General features: G+C 67.4%; 26 protein-coding genes, 1 tRNA gene and 1 pseudogene. 16 read left to right on the forward strand and 12 right to left on the reverse strand.

What is annotated here, in order from left to right:
* Positions 1-28 precede the first annotated feature (28 nt).
* Positions 29-439, forward strand: a complete 411-nt coding sequence (locus GGR33_RS14075; RefSeq protein WP_246413141.1) for a porin — start codon at positions 29-31, stop codon at positions 437-439.
* Positions 440-443: 4 nt separating this feature from the next.
* On the opposite strand, the gene GGR33_RS14080 is transcribed toward GGR33_RS14075, so the two are convergent.
* Genes GGR33_RS14080 through GGR33_RS14090 form a run of 3 tightly spaced genes read right to left on the reverse strand, consistent with a single transcriptional unit; the run spans position 444 to position 2435 of the window.
* On the reverse strand, positions 444-923 hold the full coding sequence (locus GGR33_RS14080; RefSeq protein ID WP_183506262.1) for a hypothetical protein: 480 nt from the start codon (positions 921-923) through the stop codon (positions 444-446).
* Positions 910-1272: a rod-binding protein gene (locus GGR33_RS14085; protein ID WP_183506264.1), complete on the reverse strand. Its 363-nt coding sequence runs from the start codon at positions 1270-1272 to the stop codon at positions 910-912. Before GGR33_RS14085 ends, GGR33_RS14080 begins: the two co-directional genes overlap by 14 nt.
* A gap of 23 nt (positions 1273-1295) precedes the next feature.
* Positions 1296-2435 (reverse strand): flagellar basal body P-ring protein FlgI, encoded by a 1140-nt coding sequence (locus GGR33_RS14090; protein WP_183506266.1) that lies wholly within the window; start codon positions 2433-2435, stop codon positions 1296-1298.
* Between the two features lie 243 nt (positions 2436-2678).
* Between GGR33_RS14090 and GGR33_RS14095 the strand changes: the two genes are divergently transcribed.
* Positions 2679-3110 (forward strand): flagellar assembly protein FliX, encoded by a 432-nt coding sequence (locus GGR33_RS14095; protein ID WP_183506913.1) that lies wholly within the window; start codon positions 2679-2681, stop codon positions 3108-3110.
* 224 nt (positions 3111-3334) lie between these two features.
* Here the strand turns inward: GGR33_RS14095 and GGR33_RS14100 are convergent, their stop codons facing one another.
* A complete protein-coding gene (locus tag GGR33_RS14100) occupies positions 3335-4954 on the reverse strand; it encodes a sensor histidine kinase (protein ID WP_183506268.1) in 1620 nt (539 codons plus the stop codon).
* A 288-nt stretch (positions 4955-5242) separates the two neighbouring features.
* Between GGR33_RS14100 and GGR33_RS14105 the strand changes: the two genes are divergently transcribed.
* The 3 genes from GGR33_RS14105 to GGR33_RS14115 all read left to right on the forward strand — a co-directional run bounded on the left by GGR33_RS14105 (position 5243) and on the right by GGR33_RS14115 (position 7649).
* Entirely contained in the window at positions 5243-6616 is a 1374-nt protein-coding gene (locus GGR33_RS14105) for an MBOAT family O-acyltransferase (RefSeq protein ID WP_183506270.1), read from the forward strand.
* Between the two features lie 343 nt (positions 6617-6959).
* A complete protein-coding gene (gene dksA, locus GGR33_RS14110) occupies positions 6960-7379 on the forward strand; it encodes an RNA polymerase-binding protein DksA (RefSeq protein ID WP_183506272.1) in 420 nt (139 codons plus the stop codon).
* Between the two features lie 105 nt (positions 7380-7484).
* Positions 7485-7649, forward strand: a complete 165-nt coding sequence (locus tag GGR33_RS14115; protein WP_183506274.1) for a hypothetical protein — start codon at positions 7485-7487, stop codon at positions 7647-7649.
* Positions 7650-7662: 13 nt separating this feature from the next.
* On the opposite strand, the gene GGR33_RS14120 is transcribed toward GGR33_RS14115, so the two are convergent.
* On the reverse strand, positions 7663-8469 hold the full coding sequence (locus GGR33_RS14120; protein ID WP_183506276.1) for an FTR1 family protein: 807 nt from the start codon (positions 8467-8469) through the stop codon (positions 7663-7665).
* A gap of 395 nt (positions 8470-8864) precedes the next feature.
* On the opposite strand from GGR33_RS14120, the gene GGR33_RS14125 reads away from it, so the two are divergent.
* The 4 genes from GGR33_RS14125 (at position 8865) to GGR33_RS14140 (ending at position 11589) form a co-directional block, all read left to right on the forward strand.
* Complete coding sequence (locus GGR33_RS14125) at positions 8865-9110, forward strand: hypothetical protein (protein ID WP_210302018.1); 246 nt, start codon at positions 8865-8867, stop codon at positions 9108-9110.
* A gap of 144 nt (positions 9111-9254) precedes the next feature.
* Positions 9255-9671: a hypothetical protein gene (locus GGR33_RS14130; RefSeq protein ID WP_183506278.1), complete on the forward strand. Its 417-nt coding sequence runs from the start codon at positions 9255-9257 to the stop codon at positions 9669-9671.
* Between the two features lie 166 nt (positions 9672-9837).
* Positions 9838-10734, forward strand: a complete 897-nt coding sequence (locus GGR33_RS14135; protein ID WP_183506280.1) for a GGDEF domain-containing response regulator — start codon at positions 9838-9840, stop codon at positions 10732-10734.
* A 210-nt stretch (positions 10735-10944) separates the two neighbouring features.
* A complete protein-coding gene (locus GGR33_RS14140; protein ID WP_183506281.1) occupies positions 10945-11589 on the forward strand; it encodes a response regulator transcription factor in 645 nt (214 codons plus the stop codon).
* A 60-nt stretch (positions 11590-11649) separates the two neighbouring features.
* On the opposite strand, the gene GGR33_RS14145 is transcribed toward GGR33_RS14140, so the two are convergent.
* Positions 11650-12804, reverse strand: coding sequence for a DNA topoisomerase IB (locus GGR33_RS14145; RefSeq protein ID WP_183506283.1), 1155 nt, complete (start codon positions 12802-12804; stop codon positions 11650-11652).
* A 95-nt stretch (positions 12805-12899) separates the two neighbouring features.
* Positions 12900-13322 carry a GNAT family acetyltransferase gene (locus GGR33_RS14150; protein WP_183506285.1) on the reverse strand — a complete coding sequence of 141 codons (423 nt, stop codon included), beginning with the start codon at positions 13320-13322 and terminating at the stop codon, positions 12900-12902.
* A 35-nt stretch (positions 13323-13357) separates the two neighbouring features.
* On the opposite strand from GGR33_RS14150, the pseudogene GGR33_RS14155 reads away from it, so the two are divergent.
* A pseudogene (locus GGR33_RS14155) lies at positions 13358-13930 on the forward strand (glycosyltransferase); the annotation flags it as partial.
* Positions 13931-14007: 77 nt separating this feature from the next.
* Positions 14008-14625, forward strand: a complete 618-nt coding sequence (locus GGR33_RS14160; protein ID WP_183506919.1) for a class I SAM-dependent methyltransferase — start codon at positions 14008-14010, stop codon at positions 14623-14625.
* Between the two features lie 27 nt (positions 14626-14652).
* Here the strand turns inward: GGR33_RS14160 and yghU are convergent, their stop codons facing one another.
* The 3 genes from yghU to GGR33_RS14175 all read right to left on the reverse strand — a co-directional run bounded on the left by yghU (position 14653) and on the right by GGR33_RS14175 (position 17115).
* Positions 14653-15525, reverse strand: coding sequence for a glutathione-dependent disulfide-bond oxidoreductase (gene yghU, locus GGR33_RS14165; protein ID WP_183506287.1), 873 nt, complete (start codon positions 15523-15525; stop codon positions 14653-14655).
* Between the two features lie 87 nt (positions 15526-15612).
* Positions 15613-15942: a carboxymuconolactone decarboxylase family protein gene (locus tag GGR33_RS14170; RefSeq protein ID WP_210302019.1), complete on the reverse strand. Its 330-nt coding sequence runs from the start codon at positions 15940-15942 to the stop codon at positions 15613-15615.
* 81 nt (positions 15943-16023) lie between these two features.
* On the reverse strand, positions 16024-17115 hold the full coding sequence (locus GGR33_RS14175) for an alkene reductase (protein WP_183506290.1): 1092 nt from the start codon (positions 17113-17115) through the stop codon (positions 16024-16026).
* A 113-nt stretch (positions 17116-17228) separates the two neighbouring features.
* On the opposite strand from GGR33_RS14175, the gene GGR33_RS14180 reads away from it, so the two are divergent.
* The 5 genes from GGR33_RS14180 (at position 17229) to GGR33_RS14200 (ending at position 22565) form a co-directional block, all read left to right on the forward strand.
* The gene (locus GGR33_RS14180; RefSeq protein ID WP_210302020.1) at positions 17229-18137 is read left to right on the forward strand and encodes a LysR family transcriptional regulator; all 909 of its coding nucleotides are present in this window, start codon (positions 17229-17231) and stop codon (positions 18135-18137) included.
* Between the two features lie 117 nt (positions 18138-18254).
* Complete coding sequence (locus GGR33_RS14185; RefSeq protein WP_183506293.1) at positions 18255-20864, forward strand: caspase family protein; 2610 nt, start codon at positions 18255-18257, stop codon at positions 20862-20864.
* Positions 20861-21370, forward strand: a complete 510-nt coding sequence (locus tag GGR33_RS14190; protein ID WP_183506295.1) for a DinB family protein — start codon at positions 20861-20863, stop codon at positions 21368-21370. Before GGR33_RS14185 ends, GGR33_RS14190 begins: the two co-directional genes overlap by 4 nt.
* Before the next feature lie 115 nt (positions 21371-21485).
* Complete coding sequence (locus GGR33_RS14195; RefSeq protein WP_183506297.1) at positions 21486-21956, forward strand: hypothetical protein; 471 nt, start codon at positions 21486-21488, stop codon at positions 21954-21956.
* 123 nt (positions 21957-22079) lie between these two features.
* Complete coding sequence (locus GGR33_RS14200; protein WP_183506298.1) at positions 22080-22565, forward strand: hypothetical protein; 486 nt, start codon at positions 22080-22082, stop codon at positions 22563-22565.
* A gap of 74 nt (positions 22566-22639) precedes the next feature.
* On the opposite strand, the gene GGR33_RS14205 is transcribed toward GGR33_RS14200, so the two are convergent.
* Both GGR33_RS14205 and GGR33_RS14210 read right to left on the reverse strand, forming a co-directional pair.
* Positions 22640-22927, reverse strand: coding sequence for an MTH1187 family thiamine-binding protein (locus GGR33_RS14205; RefSeq protein ID WP_183506300.1), 288 nt, complete (start codon positions 22925-22927; stop codon positions 22640-22642).
* Between the two features lie 87 nt (positions 22928-23014).
* Positions 23015-23089: transfer RNA gene (locus tag GGR33_RS14210), tRNA-Gly, on the reverse strand.
* Positions 23090-23111: the final 22 nt, after the last annotated feature.

The raw sequence follows: 23111 nt of genomic DNA on the forward strand, positions 1-23111 counted from the left end.
CCGGGATGCACTCCCGGAGGCTTTTTTCATGAGCGGGGATCTGTGGCCTTGCAGCGCTAGGCGTCAGACGGCGCTGGTCTTAGGCGTAGAGGTTCGCTCGGTCTTCGCCGGAACCCGCGCCATGTACCGCCTCGTCCGTCTCTGCCCGCTCCTCCTGTTTCTCGCTGCGGCGCCGGCCACCGCCTTCGAGCGGGCACCGCTTCCGTCCGAGGCGCCGATGCAGAAATGCCCGGAACAGGGGCCAGGCTTCGCCCGCATCCCCGGCACCAGCACCTGCATCCGCCTCTCGGGCCGGGTCGCCGCCGGCGCCGACGTCGCGACGGATACGCGCACCTACAGCACCGGCACGGGGAGCGGCCGCTTCGCGATCGATACGCGCACCGACACGGCCGTCGGCCCGATGCGCTCCTTTGTGCGCATCGACGCCGGGCGCCGCTGAAGCGTCAGAGGCTGCGCGAGAGCAGCAGCGGCCCCCGTCCGGCGCTGCGCCCATAGGGGGAGGGCGGTGTCGAAGGCCGGCCGTAGACGGTCGGCGTCCCGGACTTGCCGATCTCCTCGGCGAGCGTGCGGATCAGCCCCTCGGAGACGGTCCGCGCGGTAGCGAGCACTGTCTGGTTCGTCTCGACGACGGCGGCGAAACGGCGATGGGCAGCCTTCAGGCTCTCGATCCCGCTCGGTGCGAGCCGCGCCAGGGCAATGGCGTTGGCCTTCGCGGCTTCCAGGCCGTTCAGATAGGCTGAGGCGAGTTCGGCCTTTCGCGGGCCGTCGACCATCGCCTCGCGGATGCGGCCGGCACGGACACCGTCGCTCTCGCTGGCGAGCACCGCATCGAGGTCCTGCATGGTCGCCATCAGGCCTGCAATGAACGCCTCGGCCGATGCCTTGTCATGGATGCGCACGGCGCGCGTGTCAGGCGCCTGCACGGCCGGCCTCCTGCATCTTCATCATCTCGCCGTAGACCTGGCTCGAAATGCCGACACCGCCGCTCTTCACGATCGAGCCGGCATATTCCTTGGTGAGCATCGAGCGCCAGACGCCGCCACCGGTCCCGTTCTCGCCGAGCGGTCCCTCGGTGCCGCTCGACTGGGTGATCGACTCGAGGCTGTTCTCCAGGAACATCGATTCGAACTCATCGGCGGTCTTCTTGGCCTTGGCCGAGGCGGTCGCCTTGGCCGTGTCCATCGTGTCGGTGCCGGTCTTGGCGATGGCGCCGGCCAAGGCCTTGCCGACGCCGACCGCTGCGGATGCTGCGAAGGTTGCGAGAGGAAGCATGGTCTGGCCCTTCTCCTTGTCGATCACATGAGTTCGATGTCGGCCTGCAGGGCGCCGGCAGTCTTGATGGCTTGCAGGATCGAGATGAGGTCGCGCGGGCCGACGCCCAGCGCATTGAGGCCGTCGACCAGCTCGCGGAGCGTCACGCCTTCGCGAACCAGGGCGAGCTTGTTGCCGTCGCCGGTATCGACCTTGAGAGCGGTGCGCGGCACCACGGCGGTCTGACCGTTCGAGAGCGGGCCGGGCTGGCTGACCTGCGGCTGCTCGGTGATCGTTACCGTCAGGTTGCCCTGAGCGATCGCCACGGTCGAGACGCGCACGTCGCGGCCCATCACGATGATGCCCGAGCGCTCGTCGACGATGACGCGGGCGGTCTGATCGGGCTCGACCTTGAGCTGCTCCACCTCGGTAACGAGGCGGATCATGTTGCCATGATACTTGGCGGGGATCTGCAGGGTGACGGTGGCGGGATCGGTCGGCTCGGCCGTATCGGAGCCCATGAAGTCGTTGATCGCGGCGGCGATACGCTTCGAGGTCGTGAAGTCGGGGTTGCGCAGCGACAGACGCAGGGACCGCGCGTCGTTCAGCTTGAACGCCACCTCGCGCTCGACGTTCGCGCCGTTGGAGATCCGGCCGTTCGTCGGCACACCCCGGGTGATCTTTGCCGCGTCGCCTTCGGCCGAGAAGCCGGCAATGGCGACCGAACCCTGCGCCAGCGCGTAGACCTCGCCATCCGCGCCGAGCAGCGGCGTGACGAGCAGAGTGCCGCCCTGCAGTGACTTGGCGTCGCCGAGCGAGGAGACGGTGACGTCGATGCGATTGCCCTGCGCCGAGAAGGGCGGAAGGTTCGCCGTTACCATCACCGCCGCGAGATTCTGCGTGCGCATGGTGGCGCCGCGCGTGTTCACGCCGAGCCGCTCCAGCATCGCCTGCAGCGACTGCTTGGTGAAGGGGATGTTGTTCAGGGTGTCGCCGGTGCCGTTGAGGCCGACGACGATGCCATAGCCGACGAGCTGATTCTGGCGCACGCCCTCGATCGAGGCGAGATCCTTCACCCGCGACAGCGCCGAAGCCGCGCCGAGGCTCGACAGCCAGGCGACGAGCCCCAGCGCCAGCAGGCGCAGGATGGGGAGAGAAGTGGGCCGAACCGGACGCGGGGTCATGGTGGACTCAGGTGACTGACGGCTCCTCCCTTGCGAGCGGCGTGCCATCCGTCGGGTTTTTGTAAATCACTGAATTTTATCGATTTTTCCAAAGCTTCACGGGCGAGCGAGGCCTCGCCGGTCGCGTCCTTTCCTGCCGGCCCGGCAGCTTCTGCCGGGCCGTTTACCGACGGTTAACCATGGCGGCCGGAAGACTGGACGGGTCGAGCCGTGATGGCTCCCGTCTCCTTCCCAGCTAGGATCATGCGCGTCGAGCAACGCTTTGCCGCTACCGCTGCCGGACCGGCCAATGCCGGACGCCGCGCGGACGCCGCGCGCGCGTTCTCTCTCACCGAGGGCGCGCAGCAGGCCCGTGTTGGAACGAGCGCTACCACGCAGACCGGCATGCTCGCCGGGCTCGATGCCATCCTGACCTTGCAGGGCAACGAGGACGCGCCCCAAGAGCGCCGTCGCCGCTCGGTCAAGCGCGGCCACGACCTTCTCGACGGTCTCGATCGCCTCAAGGCCGCCATCCTCGGCGGCCGCGTCGCCACGCACGAATTACAGACCATCGCCGGCCGCCTGGCCGACAGGGCCGAGTCCAGCGGCGATCCTCGCCTCGACGGCCTCGTCGCCGAGATCGAGCTGCGTGCGGCCGTGGAGCTCGCCAAGCTCGAAGCCCTACGCGGCGTTTGAGGTCTGCTCCTGGCTGATCGACGCGGTTCCTTCCCGGACGCGTGAGCGCCAGCGGAAGGTGATCCAGAACGCAGAGCAATTACGAGCCGCGTCATCGGCTCGGGTCGAACCGCGCTGACATTGCGACTCTTCGCGACGTCTTTTCTCTAGGCCTCGGCTTAGGTTCCGCTCTCGCTTCACGCGTCCGAGGAAGGGGTGCTGGATTGGGAAGGGGCTCAGCCCGGTCACTCACCCAGCAGAGCCTCGAGCGTACAGGTCAGACCTTCGGGCGCATAATCGATCGCCACCGATCCCCCCGCGAGGCCGCGCTCGATCAAGCGCGAGCCGAACCCTCTTCGTGAGGGGGGCGAAACGGCGGGGCCGTCGCGCTCGGTCCAAACCAGGCGGAACGTCGTCTCGCCGTTTACGCGAACGACCGTCCATGACACCGAAACTCGACCGCTCTCCTGTGACAGCGATCCATATTTGGCGGCATTCGTCGCGAGTTCGTGCAGGATCAGGGACAGCGACAGGGCGACGGACGAGTCCAGGCGGATCACAGCCCCCTGAATTTCGAAGCGGCCCTCCCGTCCGGCATGGAGCGCCAGCGCGCCGCCCACCACGTCGGCCACCTCCGCGCTCTCGCGACTGCCGGCGAGCAGGATGTCGTGGGCCTTGCCCAGCGCGATGAGGCGCGGGACGAGATCCTCGCGCGCCGCGTCGAGGTCCGCGGCGTTGCGCAGGGTCTGGGTCGCGATCGACTGGACCATCGCGAGCGTGTTCTTGAGCCGGTGGCTCAATTCGCCGTTGAGCCAGCGCTGCTGCTCCTCGGCGCGGGCTCTCGCCACGGCAGCCTGGGTGCGGTCGGCCATCGTCCGGACGAAGCCGATCTCTTCATCCGTCCATCGATGTGGCTTGTCGTAATGCACGAAGGCGACGGCGGCGAGCCGGCCGCGCTCCACGATGGGCACGTTGACGAGCACACGGATGCCGAGAGCGAGAAGCGTATCCGACATGCCCCGCGAGCGCGGATCCGTCGCGACATCGGTGATGATCACCGTCTCGCCGCGCTTCAGATCGTCGACGAAGCTGCCGTAGTCGCGGAAGCGGTGCAGCCCGGCAATGGACGCGGCCCCGGGCGAGCGCCAGTCCGGCTGAACCACGATGCTCTCGTCGGCGTGGTCGACGAGGCCGTAGCCGGCCCGCGTAGCGCCGAGTGCCCGCGCCATCACCTCGGCCGCCGCGAAGGTGATCTCGCCGACGTCGTCGCGGTCGCGAAGCCGGTCGCCGAGCTCGATCAGCGCATCCTTGCGCCGCTCGGTGCATTTCCGGTCGGTGATGTCGATGACGACGCCGGGGAAGCGCGACGGGCGGCCCTCCGTATCGTGGTAGCAGCGGCCCCGGGCATAGACCCAGGTGACGGTGCCGTCGGCACCGAGCAGGCGGTATTCCTCCCGGAACTCGGCCGCCTCGGCGGCGGTCGCCGCGATCTTCGCTGCAACCATCTCCCGGTCGTCCGGGTGTATCCCGTCGACGAAGGCCGTGAGCGGAGCGCCGGCTGCCGCCTCGGCGGGATCGACCCCGTACATTCGTGCGAAGACCTCGCCGGCATAGACGCGGTCGAGGGCGATGTCCCAGTCCCACCAGCCGAGGGCGCCCGAAGCTTCGACGGCGAAGGCGAGGCGCTCCTCGATGAGCGCCAGGGCGGCTTGGCTGGCGCGCAACTCGACGGCGAGGTCGTCCGAGGCCGCGATGCCGGAGACGGCATCGGCGAGATCGAGCTGGTAATCGCGGTCGGCCGGCTGGCCTCTGCTGTCCTCGGCGCGCGAGGCATCGGCCTCGACATCCTGCAGCAGGCTACGCAACCGCGCGTTCTCCGCCGCAAGTCGTTCGACCTCCACTCGATTTCGATGATTTTCGGTCACGCGTCGCCTGTCTCGACCGATTCGAGCCTAGCTGAAAAGCGCTTTTTCGACAACGAGATAGATACCTTCTGGCTGTGCACGCATCGCCGCAGGAACCTGATCGTACGGAACCGAACTCGCGCCGGCCCCGCTTCATCCGTTGACCTGGCCGGACCGATCTTCGACAAGGGCGCGGCGTGAGGGGGACGGTGGCCACGCGCCCCGCATCGCGCGCCTGATCCAGCGGCGATGCTCTTCAACTCGCACATCTTTCTTCTCGCCTTCCTACCGCTCGCCTTCGCCCTCCACGCGCTGGTCGAGCGATTCCGGCCGGACTGGCGGCTGGCGCTGCTCGTCCTGCTGTCGCTCGTCTTCTACGGCTGGTGGGACATCCGCTTCGTGCCGCTGATGCTGGCTTCGATCGGCGTGAACTGGCTCGTCATGCGCGCGTTTCTGGCGCGCCCCGTTTCCTGGCTGATCCCGGCCGCGATCGGCGCGAACCTGCTGGTCCTGGCGCTCTTCAAGTACCTGAACTTCTTCGCGGATCTGGCGAGCCTGCTGCCCGGGGTGAGCGCGCGCCACCTCGACTGGGTGCTGCCACTCGGCATCTCGTTCTTCACCTTCCACCACATCATGTATCTGACCGACCTGAGGGCCGGCCGGGCGCCGGCCTTCGGGCTCGTCAAATACGCGCTCTACATCGCCTTCTTCCCGCAGGTTCTCGCCGGCCCGCTCGTGCGCTGGAGCGAGATCATGCACCAGTTCGACGAGCGCCCCTACGCGCGCGCCGACGCGATGGAGCGGATCGGACGCGGCCTGCTGCTGCTCGTCGTCGGCCTCTCGAAGAAGGTGCTTCTGAGCGACCCTCTCAGCGTCCAGGTCAATTCCGTCTTCGAGAACGCTGCCGCCGGGCACGTCGTCACCGTGACCGAGGCCTGGCAGGCGACGCTCGGCTTCACTCTGCAGATCTACTTCGATTTCTCGGGCTATACCGACATGGCGCTCGGCATCGCCCTGCTGTTCGGCCTCGTCCTGCCGCAGAACTTCGACGTGCCCTACCGAGCCACCTCGCTGCGGGATTTCTGGCGGCGTTGGCACATGACGCTGTCGCGCTTCCTGCGCGACTACCTCTACATCGCCCTCGGAGGAAATCGCCGCGGGCTCGCCCTTCAACTGGCCGCCCTGTTCGCGACGATGACGCTCGGCGGCCTCTGGCACGGCGCCGGCTTGACCTTCGTCGCCTGGGGCGCGGCCCACGGGCTCGGCCTCTGCGCGGGTGTGCTCTGGCGCCGCAGCGGTCGCCCCATGCCCGCACTGCTCGGCTGGGCGCTGACGATGAGCTTCGTCGTACTCACCTGGGTCTTGTTCCGCGCCACGAGTTTCGAGGGCGCGCTCGGCGTCTACAAGGGGCTGTTCGGGCAGGCGCCGCTCGGCTCCCTGTTCCGCTGGCGCGGGCTCGCGATCCCCGCCGCCATTGCGCTGATCGGGCCTAGCGCCTGGGTCGTGGTCCATCGGCTTCCGGCGAGCCGGGCACTCGCAGTGGCATTCGCGGTGCTGTTCGTCGTCATCGTGCTCAAGATCGGCGATGACGCGAATCGCGAATTTATTTATTTCCAGTTCTGACGCGCAGCCGCTGGACTTGTTTCGCGAGCCCGGCCGCGGGCCGTCGCGTGTCTCACGGCGATGACGGCTGCAATGGCCATGTATACCGCGACGCGAAACGCCGTCGTTCCAAGCAACCCTCCGTCCTCAGAAAAGAAAAATCTCGACCACAGCCCGCGAAACGTCGATCAAATTTGAATTTTTCACCTTTTCGCCGATACGACCGTGACGTGTTTGCCGCATGGCCACATCTTTTTGTATCGATTGCCTCGACATCGTCGAGGTGCGTTGTGAAGACCGCACCCCTCGCTTATACGCTCGCGCAATGTCGCGGCAGCCGACAGTGATTGGCGTGAGGCAAGGCATGACCAAGGTGACGATCGACGAGAGCTACACGCCCTCCGACACCGAGCCTTTCATGAACGACCGGCAGCGCGAGTATTTTCGGCGCAAGCTGCTGAACTGGAAAAGCGAGATCCTGCGCGAAGCGCAGGGCACGCTGAGCGCCCTGCAGAGCGAGAACGAGAACCATCCGGACTTGGCGGACCGCGCCTCGTCCGAGACCGATCGGGCGATCGAGCTGCGGGCGCGCGACCGCCAGCGCAAGCTCACGAGCAAGATCGATGCGGCTCTCTCGCGGATCGAGGATCGCTCCTACGGCTTCTGCGAGGAGACCGGCGAGCCGATCTCCCTGAAGCGTCTCGACGCGCGGCCGATTGCCACGCTGTCGCTGGAAGCCCAGGAGCGCCACGAGCGCCGCGAGCGCGTCTACCGCGACGATTGAGCCGCGCCAGAACCGGCTCGGCACCGAGCCCGCTCCCGGTTACGCTTTGGTCACTGCTTCCGGCCGACGATCGGACATGATCCGAATCGGGTCCGGAGGCTTGCCATGGATCTGTTCTATCGTGGTGTCGAGACCTCGCTCATCGCGCTGAGCCTCGCCCTCGGATTGGGCGCTGCGACCCTCTCGGGGCTGCACGGGCGCGCGATAGCCTTCACGGAGACGACCACGTTGCCGATGATCTCCGTCACGGCCGGAGAGCCGGCGGAGTAAGCTCGGCGATCCGTCAAGAGACCGTTGCCTTCCGCGGCCCGTTTCCGCCGCCGCCGCGCAGCAGCAGCACGCCCGTGATCGATGCGAGCACCAGGATCACGCCCTGGGCTCCGAGCGCCTCCCAGCTTCCGTTGAGGCCGAGCGTGCCCACCCATTCCGGCACGCCGTCGTTGTGGACGGGGACGATGGCCTGCTCCTGAAACTCCTGGAACGCGGCGCCGACCATCTTCAGCGCCATCACGAACAGGAACGCAGAGGTCACGAGGAACATCGGCCGCAGCGGCAGGCGCAGTGCGAGCCACTGCATCGCGACGAACATCGCCGCCAGCGCCACCACAGCCACCGCCAAGCCGGCGAGCAGGCTCGCATCGAAGCCGTTGGCGCCCTTGGCCAATGCGTGGACGAACAGCATGGTCTCCGCTCCCTCGCGGAAGACGGCGAGGAAGGCGATCGCGGCGAGCGAGACGATCGTGCCCGCACCCAGGGCCTTCTCGGCAAGGCGGTTGAGATCGGCCTGCCAGGCCTTCGGGTCCTGCCGCATCAGGAGCCAGCCGCTCATGTAGAACATCAGTGCGGCGGCAAGCAGCATCACCGCCGCCTCGAACAGGTCGCTGTGATTGCCGTCGTAATAGGTCTCGAACACCCAGGCCATGCCGAGGCTCGCGAGCACAGCCGCCGCGGCACCGGCATAGAGGGGGGCGATCCGCTCCGGGGCACCGGCCCGACGCAGGAAGGCCGCCAGCGCCGCAATCACCAGGAGCGCCTCGAGCCCTTCGCGAAACAAGATCGTGAAGGCCTGCAGAAAGGTCGAACCGTTCATAGACTTTTCAAGCCTTTCGATTGCCGATCGGCCGAGCCGATGAGCGAGATCGCCATGAATTTCAACAGAGACACAGTCTTATTCCGGCGATCGGTAGTTTATAATGATTTTAAACGAATATTTTGTCCGGCCCACGCGCCGATCTGGCCGTGTCGAAGGCCGGATCGGAAGTAGTCTCATTCCGGGCAGCTTCGCAAGACCGAAACATCATCTCCACGCCCCGTGCGGGACTGACGGAGTCTCACTGGAAACGACCTCTTTTTATGCACCGTCAGCGACGTTTCCAGGAAACCGAACGGCCATGCTGTGAATTGGACAGAAGTGTGGCCGAGCGTTCACGGCGGAATTCGAACGAACAGGGCGCGGCGCCAGATGGCCGCGCGGGTAGGGTTGGGATGACGATCAAGCTGGTATCTTCGCTCGCCGCCTTGTCGGGCGGCCTCCTGATCGCTGGCGCGACCAGCGCCGCGATCGCAGCCGCAACCCCAGTCGAGCAGAAGCCTACCCGGGTGGCGGAGGCGGCACAGGCCCAGACGGCGGTCGCGGATGACGAATCTTCCGCAACCTGCAACAAATCCCGCAAGCGCCTCTGGATCGAGGGCGAGGGCTGGGTCGTCCGGCGCGTCACGACCTGCCGCTGAGGCGCGCCCGGCCACCGTCGCACCCGCAATTTCCGCGGGATGGCGGCCTGTGTCAGCACTCTGCATCGATGGCGCAAAGGGTCGTCCCGGAACGAGCTAGGGGAGGATGCGATTGACCCCGCATCGAGCCTGGAGTCCCGTCCGATGCGTCTCATGTTTCTCGGCCTTGCCGCGCTGATCTCCGCCTGCGCCGCGTCGGGCGCGACGGCGGGCGAGCGCTTCAGCGTCATCGGGGATTATGGGTATGGCGGCGGGTACGGGTTCGCCGGCGAGGCAATCGGCGGAGCCTATGTCGGCGCGACTCTTACGCGGTTCCCGCGGCCGAGCGAGATCGTGCCGCCCGCCTGGGGCTATGGCACCTACGGCGTCCCGACCATCACGGGCATCCGTCAGGCCCCGGCTGGGGAGCCGACCCTGACCGTGATCAACGGCCGCGATGCGGGACCTCGGCTCCGGAGCGGCGCCGTCCGTCAGGCTGCACGCGAGGGGGGAGGGCAGTGGGCCGTCGAACCGGGCCGGAGCGGCGTGCGCGTAATCTCGGTGACGGTGCCACGCCGCTGAAGCCGGCTCTGCATCGCAGCGCGATCGCCCGAATCAATCGGCAGATGCAGAGGCAAATTTCACCTACCATTTCAAGTTGAGCGGCCTGTGAGCGGAGGCTTTAACCTCTTGGCGTCATCTTGACTGCACGGTTGCCGCGAGGCGGGACCGATCACGGCAGGCTGAGATGCACATCGCGATTGTCGATTCGAGCCGCGTCGTCCTGAAGCTCATCGCCGGGCTTCTGGAGCCGCGTGGCCACGTGGTCGAACTGTTCACCGACTCCTCGGAAGCGCTGGACTATCTCTCCAGGCAACCGTCGGTCAGGGCCTTGATCACGAGCCTGGAAGTCAGGCCGATCGGAGGCCTGGAATTGTGCTGGGGCTCGCGCCTGATCGGCGATGCCAACCGGCCGCTTTCCATCATCGTGATGTCCTCGACGCGCTGCACGCACACGCTGGCCGAAGCACTGGACAGCGGCGCCGACGACTTCATCGAGAAGCCGCCGAGTGCCGAGGAACTTCACGCGCGTCTGCGCGCGGCCGAGCGGCTCACCACCATGCAGGCTGCCCTGATCCGGCTGGCCGAAACCGACCCCCTCACGGGCCTGATGAACCGCCGTGCCTTCATGAGCCGCGCGCACGAGGCCGTCGCCCATGCCGGAACCTCGGGCAACCTCTCCGCGGTGCTACTCGACATCGACCATTTCAAGCGCATTAACGATGCCCATGGCCATGATATCGGCGACGAGGTCATCAAAGCGGTGGCGACCCTGATCTCCGGGAAGGGCATTGCCGGCCGTCTCGGTGGCGAGGAATACGCGCTGCTGCTGCCGGAGCGCGATCTCGACAAGGCCATGATGGTTGCCGAACGTCTGCGTCGCCGTGCCCTCGGCCTGCGCATCCCGGCGGAGAAAGGTCCCGTGAAACTGTCCTGCAGCTTCGGCGTCAGCACTTGGCGCGATGGGGACACCGTCGATGGCCTGCTCAAGCGCGCCGACGTTGCGCTCTACGAGGCGAAGGCGACAGGCAGAGACCGCGTGGTCGCCTCAGGCATGGAACAGCCGCTCAGCAAAGCCAGCTGAGATAATCTGGAATGTTTTTCGCTGACATTAAGAAGTATTAACGAAGCGTCACGCGAACTGTCCCTAAACGGGATCGGAATGACACATATATAGTGGCGCATTGCTGTTTTGAACCACTTTACTGCATAGAACCCCTGGAACGGATTTTGTTCTGAACACTCCCATACGGCCGCGATGTATTGCGGCGGCACGCGTAAAGGGGAGTGCGGTATGAGCCACACCGTCGAAGTCCTGATCGTCGACGAGCCACTCGGGTTCGATCCAAGCTTTCGGGCGGCACTGGAACATACCCCGGCCTTGCGCACGATCGGCGAGGAAGACCTCGGCTCGGACGCATCAGGCACCGTCGTCGCCCTGATCTGCGTTCGTGACGCGCTGCTCGCCGCGGCCTGCGAGAGGATCATAGTGCTGCGCGAACGTCAGCCTTTGCTGCGCATCCTGGTCGTCTTCCAGTCGCTGGGCTCCGATGACCTTCGCGACCTGCTCGCGGCTGGAGCCGACGCCTTCGTCGGGCGCGGCACCGCGGCGCGCGACGTCTGCGGCGTTATTCTCGGGCTGGCTGGCGCCCCGACCGAGGTCGGCGTCGAGACACAGAAGAACGCTTATACCACCCCGGACGCGTTGACCCTGACGCCGCGCGAGGCCGAGGTGCTGCGCTTCCTCAGCGCGGGTTTCTCGAACAAGGAGGTGGCGCGCCGCCTCTCGCTCTCGGTCCGGACGGTCGAGACGCACCGGCTCAACCTGCGCCGCAAGACCCAGACCGGCCGGCTCAAGGATCTCGTGATGCTCGCCCGGCAGCTCGGCCTCGACCCGGTGATCGACGCCGACCTCCCGCGCCGCTCCGCCTCGCACTGAGGCCCGGCTCGACAACGGCCGTGAGCGGCGTCCTCGCTGGCACCGCCCCGGCTCGCTCGGTCAGGCCGCGCGCCGACGTCCAGCGGCCGGCCGGCCTCCGGTCGAGGCGCCCTTGCGCGTCGGCTTCGCCCGCGGCTTGGGCGCAGGCTCCTGAAGCCGGCTGCGCAACAGGCTGAGCACCGCGGCTTCCTCGGGCTTCAATTGGTCGAGTTCTTCGGTCAGCTCATCCTCGACCCTCTCCTTCACCTGGAGCAGCAGCGCGCCGTCGAGGTAGCAACCGAGCACCTGCGGGTGGATGTAGCATTTCCGGCAGATCGTCGGCGTGTTGCCGAGGCGCGAGGCGACGGATTCGATCGCGTCGCGCACGTTCCGCTTGGCCATGGCCTCGCTGTCGAAGCTCTCGAATTCCTGCAAGGCCAAAGCGGCGAGCACGGTGCCAGCCCAGGTCCGAAAATCCTTGGCAGTGAAGTCTCGGCCCGTGATCTCGCGAAGATAGGCGTTGACGTCTGACGAGGTGACGTCCCTGCGAACCCCCTCGTCGTCAAGATACTGAAAAAGCTCCTGGCCCGGCAGGTCCTGGCAAGCCTTGACGATCCGGGCGACGCGCCGGTCGCGGATCGACAGGTTCCATTCCTGTCCGCTCTTGCCCTTGAAGCGGAAGGTGAGCTCCGAGCCTTCGATCGTCACGTGTCGATCACGCAGCGTCGAAAGGCCGTAGCTCTTGTTCGAGCGGGCGTAGTCGTCATTACCGACTCGGATCAGGGTATTTTCGAGGAGGTGCACCACTGTGGCGAGCACCTTCTCGCGCGGCAGTCCGCGCTTGCCCATATCGGCATCGATCCGGGTGCGGATGCCTGGCAGGGCGTCCGCGAACTCCATGATCCGCTCGAACTTCGTCGCTTCCCGCGCCTCGCGGAAATCCGGGTGATACCGGTACTGCTTGCGGCCCTTCGCGTCGCGACCCGTAGCCTGGATGTGGCCGTTGGCGTGCGGGCAGATCCAGACGTCGGTGTAGGCGGGAGGGATCGCCAGCTTCTTGATGCGCGCGATCACGGCCTTGTCGCGGATCGCCTTGCCGTCGGTATCCCGGAACGAGAAGCCCGTCCCGCTGCGCTTGCGCGTCCAGCCCGGCCTCGAATCGTCCACGTAGCGCAGGCCGGCCTCGCGGGCAGCCTCTCGCGGATCGACGGTTCCGGTGTCTTCACAGGCTGACATGATGGCTCACTCACGCGACGCGAGGGCTCAACCGGAATCGGACCGGCCGTGTTCCAGCCTGCGGAGCCCGCAACCGCCTTGCGAGGGCAGCGGCGCTAAAGCCAGCGCTCCATCACCGTGCGCGGGCTCTCGGCCCAGCCGATGCGCTCGTAGAAGGCGCGCACCGCCGTGTTGGTCTCGCGCACCAGAAGCTGCGCCTTGCGGATGCCACGCGCGCGCAACCAGTCCTCGCCCGCTCGCACCATGATCCGCCCGAAGCCGGTATCGCGATGGGCTGGATTGACGGCGACGTAGTAGAGCCAGCCGCGATGACCGTCATGGCCCACCATGGCGGTCGCAACGAGGCTGCCGTCGGCCGCGCAGCCGACGAGGACGTCGGAATTCTCGCGGCCTGCCGCAAGATCGATGTCGGCATCGGGATCGTTGTACGGTACCACGAGCCCGCACCCGATCCACAGTGCTTTGACCAGCCCCCGATCGCCTTCGTCGAAGGGCCTGATGCTCAGCGTTCCGTCCATGCCGCTATCCTGCGCCCGTGCTACAGACCGCCGCGATGGACGAGCTGACCCAATCTCCTAGAGCCGCGACGGGCACTGAGAAAACCCTCGCCTTCGTGGCGAGCGACGATGCCGTTTTCGTCGCGCACGGTCTTCCCATGGCCGAAGCCGCCGTGGCGATGGGGCTGTCGATTGCAGTGGTCACCCAGGTTGGCACCCACCGCGCCGCGATCGAGGTTACCGGTGTGCGCGTGGTCGCCCTGGAGGGCACCCAATCCGGCATCAACCCGATGAGCGCCGGCTACGCGGCGGGGCAGCTCTCGGCAATGCTGAAGGCGTTGAAGGCCGACATCGTCCACTGCGTTGGCCTGCGCGGCATTCTCGTCGGCGGCACGGCGGCGGTGATGGCCGGCATTCCGAACCGCGTCTACGCGCCAGGCGCGCTCGCCCGTGACGCCGGCCGCCTATCGCGGCTCGCGGTCAAAGGCCTGCTGCGCGGACCGCTCGCAAACCGAAGCACGCGCTACCTGTTCGAGAGCGCAGACGATGCCCGCGCTCTCGGGCTCGATCCGGCGGATACCGCCGTGACCATCCTCGGCCAAATGGGCAGCGACCCCAGCCGCGTCGCCGACATCTATGCGGAGTTGCTCTCCGCGTGACCCCGTCCCGCGACCCGCTCGCCTTCATCCGCGCCAACACCCGGCTCATGCCGGTTCCGCACGCCCCCGAGATCCGCCTGCACGTCGCCGACGAGGCGACGGAGCTCTGGCAGAAGACCGAGGACGAACTGGACGAGATCGGCCTGCCGCCGCCATTCTGGGCCTTCGCCTGGGCGGGGGGGCAGGCGCTCGCCCGTTACATCCTCGATCATCCCGAGACGGTCGCTGGCAAGCGCCTGCTCGACTTCGCCTCAGGCTCCGGCCTCGTCGCCATCGCCGCAGCGAAGGCGGGAGCCGCCCATGTGCTGGCGAGCGACCTCGACGCTTTCGCGCTCGCCGCCATCCCGCTCAACGCCGCTGCGAACGGCGTCGCCGACCGGATCGTCGCGACGGGCGAGGATCTGATCGGCAGTGAGCGCCCCTTCGACGGCGTGCTCGCCGCCGACGTCTTCTACGAGCGCGACCTGGCCGGCGCCGTCGGCGGCTGGCTGCAGGGCCTTCACGCGCAGGGCACCACCGTGCTGATCGGCGATCCGGGCCGCTGTTACCTGCCGCGCGACCGGCTCGAGGCTATCGCGACGTACGAAGTGCCGGTGACGCGCTCGCTCGAAGATGCGGAGATCAAGCGGTCGAGCGTCTGGCGGTTTCGGGAGATGCAAGCGTGATCCGTGTCGCCGGGCAGCCGTCCCGGCTCACGATGCGTCGGGCTCCCGATCGAAATCCGAGGCATCGTGGCGTTCGCGCAGGAACTCGCCCGGCGCGCCAGAGGTGCGGTTGACGGTCCGTCCCCGTGCCACCGCCGGTCGGGCTGCGATGGCCCGATACCAACGAAGCAGGTGAGAATACTCCTCGACCGCGAGGAACTCGTGCGCGTCGTAGGCGCCGTAGAGGCTGCCGGGCTGCCACGGCCAGACCGCCATGTCTGCGATCGTATAGGTGTCGCCGGCGAGAAACTCGTGCGCGGCCAGATGCGTGTCGAGCACGTGGAGCTGGCGTTTGACCTCTATCGCGTAGCGGTCGATCGCGTACTCGATCTTCAGCGGCGCGTAGGCGTAGAAGTGGCCGAGGCCGCCGCCCACGAAGGGCGCCGTTCCCATCTGCCACATCAGCCAGTTGAAGGTGTCGGTTCTGGCGCGGGGCTCGGTCGGCAGGAAGGCGCCGAACTTTTCCGCGAGGTAGACGAGGATCGAGCCGCTCTCGAAGACGCGCATGACCGGGTCCGTCGAGTGGTCCACGAGCGCCGGGATCTTCGCGTTCGGATTGATGCCGACGAAGCCGCTGCCGAATTGGTCGCCCTGGAAGATGTCGATCAGCCAGGCATCGTACTCGGCATCCGAATACCCGGCCGCCAGCAGCTCCTCGAGGAGGATCGTGACCTTTTGTCCGTTCGGGGTTCCCTGCGAGTAGAGCTGCAAACCATGCCGGCCGACCGGCAGCTCCCGCTCGAAGCGGGCCCCCGAGACCGGCTGGTTGATGCTGCCGAACGTCCCGCCCAGTGCCGTCTTCGGAGCCCAGACTTTGGGTGGCACATAGCCTGAGGGTTGGTTTTCCAAAGAGTCGGTCATCGCTCGCTCCTCGTGATCCGAAACGCGTGAGACGCCCGGGAGCATCCCACGCGGCTGATTTGGGCCTTCAGCCTGCGACCTCACTCCCTAAGCGGCGTCGAACGCCTCCAGTGCGCGCGTCGAATAGACGAGGGCGGCGCCTGCATTCATGGCGACCGCGACGCCGAGTGCTTCGGCCAGTTGTTCGCGGGTCGCGCCGGCCTTCAGGGCCTCGTTGCTGTGGATCGAGATGCACCCGTCGCAGCGCGTCGTCACGGCAACCGCCAGGGCGACGAGCTGGCGCGTCTTCTCGTCCAGATGCGCGGTTCGGCGGCCTGCTCCCGAGGCGGTGAGGTAGCCTTTGACGGTGTCGGGCGACAACTCCTGAAGCCTGCCGACATTCGCCAGCAGATGATCGCGATTGGCATTCCAGTCCATGTCAGACTCCATTGAAGGGCCGCGACGCGGCTTTGAGGTGAAGAGAGGGAAGCGAGACGGCAGGCCCGATCGTCCTGCCGGTCAGGCGACGGCGGCGATGTCTTCGAGCGTCGGATAGTCCGTGTAGCCTTCCGTGCCCTGCGTGTAGAAAGTCGCATCCGCGGCCGGTGTCAGCGGCGCACGCTCGTACAGCCGCCGCACGAGGTCGGGATTGGCGATGAAGGGCCGCCCGAAGCTGATCGCGTCGGCGAGCCCGCTGTCGAGGTCGGCCTGTGCGCGGGTGCGGTCGTAGTCGCAGTTGAGGACCAGCGGCCCCCGAAAGAATCGACGCATCATCGGTGATTGGCGCGGGACGTCGGTCGGGAGGAAGGTCCCGGCCGGGCCGTGCTCCTTCAGTTCCAGGAATCCGATACCGATGCCGTCGAGCATCTCGGCCGCCGCCGTGAACAGAGGCGTGGGATCGCTGTCGTCGACGCCCCAGGTCGCGCCGTTGGGAGACAGGCGCACCGAGGTGCGATCCGCGCCTACCACCTCGACCACGGCCTGCGTGATCTGCCGGAGCGGGCGCAACCTGTTCTCGATGCTGCCACCGTATGCGTCGGTGCGTGCGTTGCTGTTGTTGCGCAGGAACTGGTCGATCAGCATGCCGTTCGCGGCATGGATCTGGATCCCGTCGAAGCCGGCGGCGATCGCATTGCTGGCCGCGCGCGAATAGCTGGCCACGAGGCCCGGAATCTCCTCCACCGCCAGCGGCCGCGACATCTCGGAGGGTTTCGGCCCGTCATAGGTCCAGGCGGCAACCGGCGAGACCGTCGCGCTGGACGAGACCGGCTGTTCGCCGATCACGGTATGATGTCCGGCGCGGCCATTATGCGCGAGCTGGGCGACGATCAGCCCGCCCGCTGCATGCACGGCCTGCGTGATCGGCTTCCAGGCGCCCATTTGGGCGTCGGTCCAGAGCCCCGGCGTATAGGTGAAGCCATTGCCCTGGCGCGAGACGCCGATGGCCTCGCTGATGATCAGCCCGGCCGAGGCGCGCTGCACGTAGTACTCCGCCATTATCGGCGTCGGGATGCCGTCACGGCTGGCGCGGCTGCGAGTCAACGGCGCCATGATTACGCGGTTCGGGACGGTCAGCGCGCCGAGCGTGAGGGGATCGAAGAGCGTCGGCATAAGATCTCCTTCGTCACAGTCGCAGCCTTCAGCGCGACACCCGATTGACTAAGGCAGTCCCTACAGCCGAAAAACAGGCCGCGTTTCTGATCATTACGGACGAAAACGATACCATGAGCATCCGGATCGAGAGCGTGAGCGCCCTGTCCGCCTTCGTGCAGTCGGCTGAGCTGCAGAGCTTCAAGCTGGCCGGCCAGCAAGTCGGGCTGTCCTCCTCGGCGATCGGCAAGACCATCGCCCGGCTGGAGGATCAGCTCGGTGTTCGGCTGTTCCATCGCTCCACCCGCGCCATCAGGCTGACGCATGAGGGAGAGGCGTTTCTCACGCGCTGCCGAAGCGTCCTATCGGAGCTGGAGGCGGCAGAAGCGGAGCTGGCCCACAGCACGGCCTCGCCGCGGGGGCGGCTTCGTGTCGCCGTTCCCTTCGCCGGCGACCTGCTCACGCCGCTCTTCGGCGCGTTCATGGCCCGCAATCCGGAGATCGAACTCGACCTCGACTACAACGATCGGATGGTCGACGTGATCGAGGACGGATTCGACGCGGTGATCCGTTCGGGCGAAGTCAGCGACAGCCGTCTGATGCACGTGAAGCTCGGCGACTTTTCATCACTGCTCGTCGCGGCTCCGAGCTACCTCGCCCGAATGGGCACACCGGAGACGCCCTCGGATCTGACGAGTCACCGTCTGCTGCATCATCGCTTCTACGAAACCGGAAAACTCGGCGATTGGGGCCTGCCCCTTCCCGAAGGCGTGGTCCTGCCGGTGGCGCTCGCAGCAACCTCCCTGGAACCGCTGATCGGTCTGGCCGAGGCAGGGAACGGGATCGCTTGGCTGCCGTCTTTCGCGGTGGCCGACCGGATCAGGACGGGCCGTCTGCACGAGGTGCTTCCCGGCACCGAGAAGACGTGTCGCGCACTGCGCCTGCTCTGGCCTCGCAGCAACTTTCCACTCCCGAAGGTCTCCGCATTCGTCGCGTTCATGACGGAGGCCGTGAGACGCGCGCTGCACGACGCCGCCGAATGAGGTCGGCCAAGGCACCCCGAAATCGCCCCGATTGACGGTTCAACCTCCATTCATGAGGGGAAGAGCGCTCTGGTGCCGCCCCGGCTCGTCCGTCGAGCCAGCCGAGGGAGGCTTTTCATGCGCGCAGCGTCGCGGTTTCTCGCCCTTCTGACGATCCTGTCGTCGTGTCTCCTCGCCGGCCTCGCCCGGGCCGAACCGGCACCCGGCGGCTCCGAAAAGCGCATCGCCCTCGTCATCGGCAACGCCGCTTACAAGGCCGGCGAACTGGCGACGCCAGCCAACGATGCCGGGCTCGTCGCGCAGACCTTGCAGGCGGCCGGCTTCGACGTCGTCGGCGCCCGCGACCTCGACGAGGATTCGCTGCGCCGCGCGATGCGCGACTTCACCGACAAGGCCGCGCAATCCGGCCCGGACACCGTCGCCTTCGTCTACCTCGCGGGCTACGGCCTGCAGCTCAACGGCGAGAATTACTTCGCGCCGGTCGACGCGCAGATCCCCTCCGCCGCCGACGTGCCGGTGCGGGCGCTGCGGCTCTCCGACTACAAGCGCCAGCTCGCCGCGATCCCGCTCAAGGCGCGCTTCGTCGTGCTCGACGCCGCCCGCAACGCGCCCTTCGCCAGGACCGGCGATCCACTCGCCGGTGGCCTCGCGCTCACCGAGGCCGAACCCGGCTCGCTCGTCGCCTTCAACGCCGCGCCGGGCACCATCGGGCCCGAGGAAAAGGGGCCTTACGGCGCCTATGCGCAGGCGTTGGTCGAGATGATCCGGGAGGGCGGCCTGCCGCCGGCCGATCTGTTCGACCGCGTCCGCCTGCGCGTCAGCGAGACCACGCAAGGCGGCGAGGTCCCTTGGAGCGCCTCGCGGATCCAGGGTGGGTTCGAGTTCTTCAAACGCGCGGCCGACGCGCCGCCCGTCGCCGATCCGGCACAGGTCGCGGCCCTGCGCAATCGGCCGCTGAAGGAGATCGGGGCCCAGGATGCCTATGCCGCCTGCCTGCAGCGCGACACGCTGCAGGGTTACCAGGACTTCGTATCCGCCTATCCGCGGGACGCGCTCGCCAAACGCGTGCGCCTGCTGATCGCGGCGCGGCGCGAGGCGCAAACTTGGCGCCGAACCTATCTCGTGGACAATCCGGACGGGTACTGGTCTTATCTCAGCCGTTATCCGCGCGGCCCCCATGCTTGGGACGCGCGCCGCCGCCTGCGCGAACTCGCCGTGGCGCTCGAGCCGCCGCCGCATTTCGCTATGCTCGCCTACGACGTGCCGCCGCCCCCGCCGGAGGAAGTCGTCTACGTCGAGCGCCCCGTCGTCTATTTCGACGACCCCTACTACGAGCTCGCGCCGCCGCCCCCGCCGCCGGCTTTCTTCCTGCCCCCGCGGCCGGCCTACATCGTCGACCTCGCACCGCCGCCGCCGGTCTACGTCGACTACGCGCTGCCGGCGCCGGCCTTCGTGCCGATCCCGGCCTATGTCAGCGCGCCGGCCTACATCGTCGCGCCGCCGAACAACGTCTATTACGAGAACATCCACAACGTGACGGTGATCGACCAGATCAACCGTCAGAACCTGGACGTCTCGCGCGAACGCCATGGTCCCTCGGCCCTGGCCATCGGAGCCGGTGCGGTCGCGGGCGCGGCTGCCGGCCTTGCCGTCTCGCGTGTAGCGCTGCCTCCGGCCGTCGCCAACAGGGCGGCGCTTCAGGGCAACGTCCCCCCCGGCGCAGGCGCGCCTGGAGGCGCTCCCGGCCTCAGGCCCGGCATCATCGGCAATCCCGGCCTCGCACCGAACGGCCAGGGTCTTCCGCAGCAGGCCAATCGCCCGGGCCAACCGGTCCTGCCCGGACAACCGCCGCAGGGGTTCGCACCCGGCGCGCGTCCGGGGCTCGGCCAGCCACTCCCGGGCCAGAATGGGCAGCCGCTCCCGCAACAGGCGAACCGTCCCGGCCAACCCGGGCAGCCCCAGCAGGGGCTCGTTCCCGGCAATCGGCTCGGACAGCCCGGGCAAGGCCTTCCCAACCCGAATGGGGAGGTGCAGCCGCTGCAGGCCACCCGGCCGGCCCAGCCCCTGCAACCCGGTCAGGTGCAGCCCGGCGTCACGCCCGGCCGCCCGGGCGTCGGCCAGGGGCTTCCGGGCCAGGGCGGCCCGCAGCCCTTGCAGCAGGCCAACCGTCCCGGCCAACCGGCGCAGGGTCTTCCCAACGGGAACAGGCCCGGGATTGCGCAGGGCCTGCCGGCTCAAAACGGCGCGGCTCCGCAGGTCGTGCGGCCGGGCCAGCCTCCGGGAGGGGCGGGCGCCGCTCAGCAGCAGGCAATCCAGCAGCGCCAATTGCAGCAGCAGCAGGCTCAGCAGAGGGCGGCGGCTCAGCAGCAGCAAGCCGTGCAGCGCCAACAGATGATGCAGCAGCAACAGCAGCAGAGAGCCGCTGCTCAGCAGCAAGCCGGTCAACGGGCCGCGATGCAGCAGCAGGCGGCGCAGCAGCGCCAAATGCAGATGCAGCAGCAGGCCGCTCAACGGCAGCAACAGCAGGCGGCCCAGCAGCGGCAGATGATGCAGCAGCAACAGATGCAGCAACGTGCCGCTCAACAGCAGCAGATGGCGCAGCAGCGTCAGATGCAGATGCAGCAGCAGGCCGCGCAGCGTCAGCAGCAGATGGCGCGCCCCCAGCAGCAGCCACAGCAGCAGCACGGTGGCGGACGCGTCTGTCCGCCCGGAGTGCCGTGCCGGTGATCACTCCGGCATTCGCGCAGACCATGGCGGCCTACAACGCCGTCCTGAACACGAAGACCTACACCGCGGCAGCCCGGCTCTCCGACGGCGAGCGCCGGGCGGATCGTGGAGCCTTCTGGCACTCGATCCAAGGCACGCTGAACCATCTCCTCTGGGCCGACCGTATGTGGATGTCGCGGATCGACGGCTGGAAGGCGCCGAACGAGGGGCTGGCCGAGAGCGGCGGCCTGCACGAGGACTTCGCCACGCTCGCCGCTGAGCGGACGAGGATCGATACGGATCTCGCCGCTTGGGCGGCGCGGCTCGATCCGACCTGGCTGGGCAGCGCGATGACCTGGTTCAGCGGCGCTGCCGGCCGCGAGATGACGGCGCCGCGGGCGCTGATCGTCATGCATCTCTTCAACCACCAGACCCATCACCGCGGACAGGTCCACGCGATGCTCACCGCCGCCGGTCAGCGCGTCGGCGACACGGATCTGCCGCTCGTGCTGTCCTCCGCGGGCTGAACCACCGCCGCACGAGGCTCGAAACCGGCTGCCGAAGCACTCCTGTGGGTCCGCTGCCGAAGAATTGCCCGATTGGCGGACCCTGGTCCCGACGCGATTTCAAAAGGAGCGAGACATGCCACGTATCCTCCCCTCCGCCATCGCTGCGTCGTTGGCGGTGACGCTCGCCGGCGGCGCCTTCGCGCAGGGCCGTCCGAAAGCCGCTCCGCCTCCACCGCCGCCGCAGGCCGCCCCGCCCAATACCGGCCTGTTTCCGTGCCGGAGCGAGAAGGAGATCTGCTTCGTCGGCGGCGTGAAGGACGGCAAGCTGGTGCTGCTGTTCACGAACGATCCGAAGGGCGAGGACGCTCTCGGCAAGCCGCTCGGCGCAACCACCGGTGATGCCGGCGCCCCGCTCGACCTGTCTGCCAACGAGGGCAAGGTCGTCATGTTGACCGGCAGCTACGATCCGAAAGCGGGCGTGACGAAGGCCGAGGTGGTCGACGTCGCCAGCCCCCTCGTCGCCTTCGCGATCAAGGCGAATGCCGGCAGCGGAGGCGACGATGGCCCACCCGGACCGCCTCCTCCCCCCGGCAAGAAGCGCTGACGCGAAGGGCCGGCCGGAACTCCCGCTACGGTTGGGAAAACTCCGGCCCGGCCCTTCTCAGCACTGGAACCTCGGCGTAGTTTCTCGAGACTGGTAAACGCTCTGCCAGGGAGGTCTCATCCCATGTCTCGTCTGATCTTCGCAGTTTCCGTTCTCGCACTGACCTGCGCTGCGAGCGCACCGGCTTCGGCCCTCTCGGCGAGCGAGTGCTCCACCAAGTACCAGGCGGCCAAGAAGGACGGCACGCTCGGCGGCCAGAAGTGGAACGACTTCCGCAAGGCCCAGTGCGGCGCCGACGCTCAGCCCGCCGCCGCGACGACGACTGCTCCCGCTGCTGCCCCCGCTCCGGCACCGGCCCCCGCGGCGGCCCAGCCGACGGCCAAGGCCGCGCCTGCCGCGAAGCCGGCGGCTCCCGCCGCCTCGGGCTCCACGGTGTTCCCGAGCAAGATCGATCCGAAATACGCCAGCGAGTCGGCCGGCAAGCAGCGCCAGAAGACCTGCCTGGATCAATACAACGTCAACAAGGCCAATGGCGGCAACGGCGGCCTCAACTGGATCCAGAAGGGCGGCGGCTACTATTCGGAATGCAACAAGCGCCTGAAGGTCTGACCCGGCGCCCGGGCAGGGCTTTCACGTGCAGAACAAGGACCTCGATGCCGTCGGCGGCGTCGAGGCCATGTCGATCACGACACCGCGGCGAGTTTGTCGGCCATGGTCTGTTCCTTGTCGCGGCGCGACCCGAAGACCATCGTGTAGAACAGGCGCTCGACGCCGAGTGCGTTGAGCTTGGCCTCGCACTCCTCGATGAGCTTGCAGATGTCGGACAGCTCGCCTTCGATGTTGGTGCCGTTGGCATGCATCTCGGCATTCAGCGGGCTGGCATCGATGATCGCCTTGATCTCCTTCACGTAGGGAGACACCGAGGGCCCGACGCCCATCGGCACGATGCACAGATCAGCGATTACACGCATGCTCGGTTCCCCGGACGTGCCGGCGAGGACAAGACGCCCTCGCGCCGATCCGCGCCGACCTATTGTTTTGATTGTCTTGATGAAAACTGGAGCGGGCGAAGGGATTCGAACCCTCGACCCCAACCTTGGCAAGGTTGTGCTCTACCCCTGAGCTACACCCGCTCGCAGCAGGTCCGTGGCAGCG

It is taken from the genome of Methylobacterium brachythecii (assembly GCF_014196345.1).
Classification (GTDB): domain Bacteria; phylum Pseudomonadota; class Alphaproteobacteria; order Rhizobiales; family Beijerinckiaceae; genus Methylobacterium; species Methylobacterium brachythecii.

Excerpts from the sequence above, each read along its gene's own strand:
- GGR33_RS14075 (WP_246413141.1), top strand. The coding sequence starts at position 29 with ATGAGCGGGGATCTGTGGCCTTGCAGCGCTAGGCGTCAGACGGCGCTG.
- GGR33_RS14085 (WP_183506264.1), bottom strand. The coding sequence starts at position 1,272 with ATGCTTCCTCTCGCAACCTTCGCAGCATCCGCAGCGGTCGGCGTCGGC.
- GGR33_RS14090 (WP_183506266.1), bottom strand. The coding sequence starts at position 2,435 with ATGACCCCGCGTCCGGTTCGGCCCACTTCTCTCCCCATCCTGCGCCTG.
- GGR33_RS14095 (WP_183506913.1), top strand. The coding sequence starts at position 2,679 with ATGCGCGTCGAGCAACGCTTTGCCGCTACCGCTGCCGGACCGGCCAAT.
- GGR33_RS14105 (WP_183506270.1), top strand. The coding sequence starts at position 5,243 with ATGCTCTTCAACTCGCACATCTTTCTTCTCGCCTTCCTACCGCTCGCC.
- dksA (WP_183506272.1), top strand. The coding sequence starts at position 6,960 with ATGACCAAGGTGACGATCGACGAGAGCTACACGCCCTCCGACACCGAG.
- GGR33_RS14115 (WP_183506274.1), top strand. The coding sequence starts at position 7,485 with ATGGATCTGTTCTATCGTGGTGTCGAGACCTCGCTCATCGCGCTGAGC.
- GGR33_RS14120 (WP_183506276.1), bottom strand. The coding sequence starts at position 8,469 with ATGAACGGTTCGACCTTTCTGCAGGCCTTCACGATCTTGTTTCGCGAA.
- GGR33_RS14125 (WP_210302018.1), top strand. The coding sequence starts at position 8,865 with ATGACGATCAAGCTGGTATCTTCGCTCGCCGCCTTGTCGGGCGGCCTC.
- GGR33_RS14130 (WP_183506278.1), top strand. The coding sequence starts at position 9,255 with ATGCGTCTCATGTTTCTCGGCCTTGCCGCGCTGATCTCCGCCTGCGCC.
- GGR33_RS14135 (WP_183506280.1), top strand. The coding sequence starts at position 9,838 with ATGCACATCGCGATTGTCGATTCGAGCCGCGTCGTCCTGAAGCTCATC.
- GGR33_RS14140 (WP_183506281.1), top strand. The coding sequence starts at position 10,945 with ATGAGCCACACCGTCGAAGTCCTGATCGTCGACGAGCCACTCGGGTTC.
- GGR33_RS14145 (WP_183506283.1), bottom strand. The coding sequence starts at position 12,804 with ATGTCAGCCTGTGAAGACACCGGAACCGTCGATCCGCGAGAGGCTGCC.
- GGR33_RS14150 (WP_183506285.1), bottom strand. The coding sequence starts at position 13,322 with ATGGACGGAACGCTGAGCATCAGGCCCTTCGACGAAGGCGATCGGGGG.
- GGR33_RS14160 (WP_183506919.1), top strand. The coding sequence starts at position 14,008 with ATGCCGGTTCCGCACGCCCCCGAGATCCGCCTGCACGTCGCCGACGAG.
- yghU (WP_183506287.1), bottom strand. The coding sequence starts at position 15,525 with ATGACCGACTCTTTGGAAAACCAACCCTCAGGCTATGTGCCACCCAAA.
- GGR33_RS14170 (WP_210302019.1), bottom strand. The coding sequence starts at position 15,942 with ATGGACTGGAATGCCAATCGCGATCATCTGCTGGCGAATGTCGGCAGG.
- GGR33_RS14175 (WP_183506290.1), bottom strand. The coding sequence starts at position 17,115 with ATGCCGACGCTCTTCGATCCCCTCACGCTCGGCGCGCTGACCGTCCCG.
- GGR33_RS14180 (WP_210302020.1), top strand. The coding sequence starts at position 17,229 with ATGAGCATCCGGATCGAGAGCGTGAGCGCCCTGTCCGCCTTCGTGCAG.
- GGR33_RS14185 (WP_183506293.1), top strand. The coding sequence starts at position 18,255 with ATGCGCGCAGCGTCGCGGTTTCTCGCCCTTCTGACGATCCTGTCGTCG.
- GGR33_RS14195 (WP_183506297.1), top strand. The coding sequence starts at position 21,486 with ATGCCACGTATCCTCCCCTCCGCCATCGCTGCGTCGTTGGCGGTGACG.
- GGR33_RS14200 (WP_183506298.1), top strand. The coding sequence starts at position 22,080 with ATGTCTCGTCTGATCTTCGCAGTTTCCGTTCTCGCACTGACCTGCGCT.
- GGR33_RS14205 (WP_183506300.1), bottom strand. The coding sequence starts at position 22,927 with ATGCGTGTAATCGCTGATCTGTGCATCGTGCCGATGGGCGTCGGGCCC.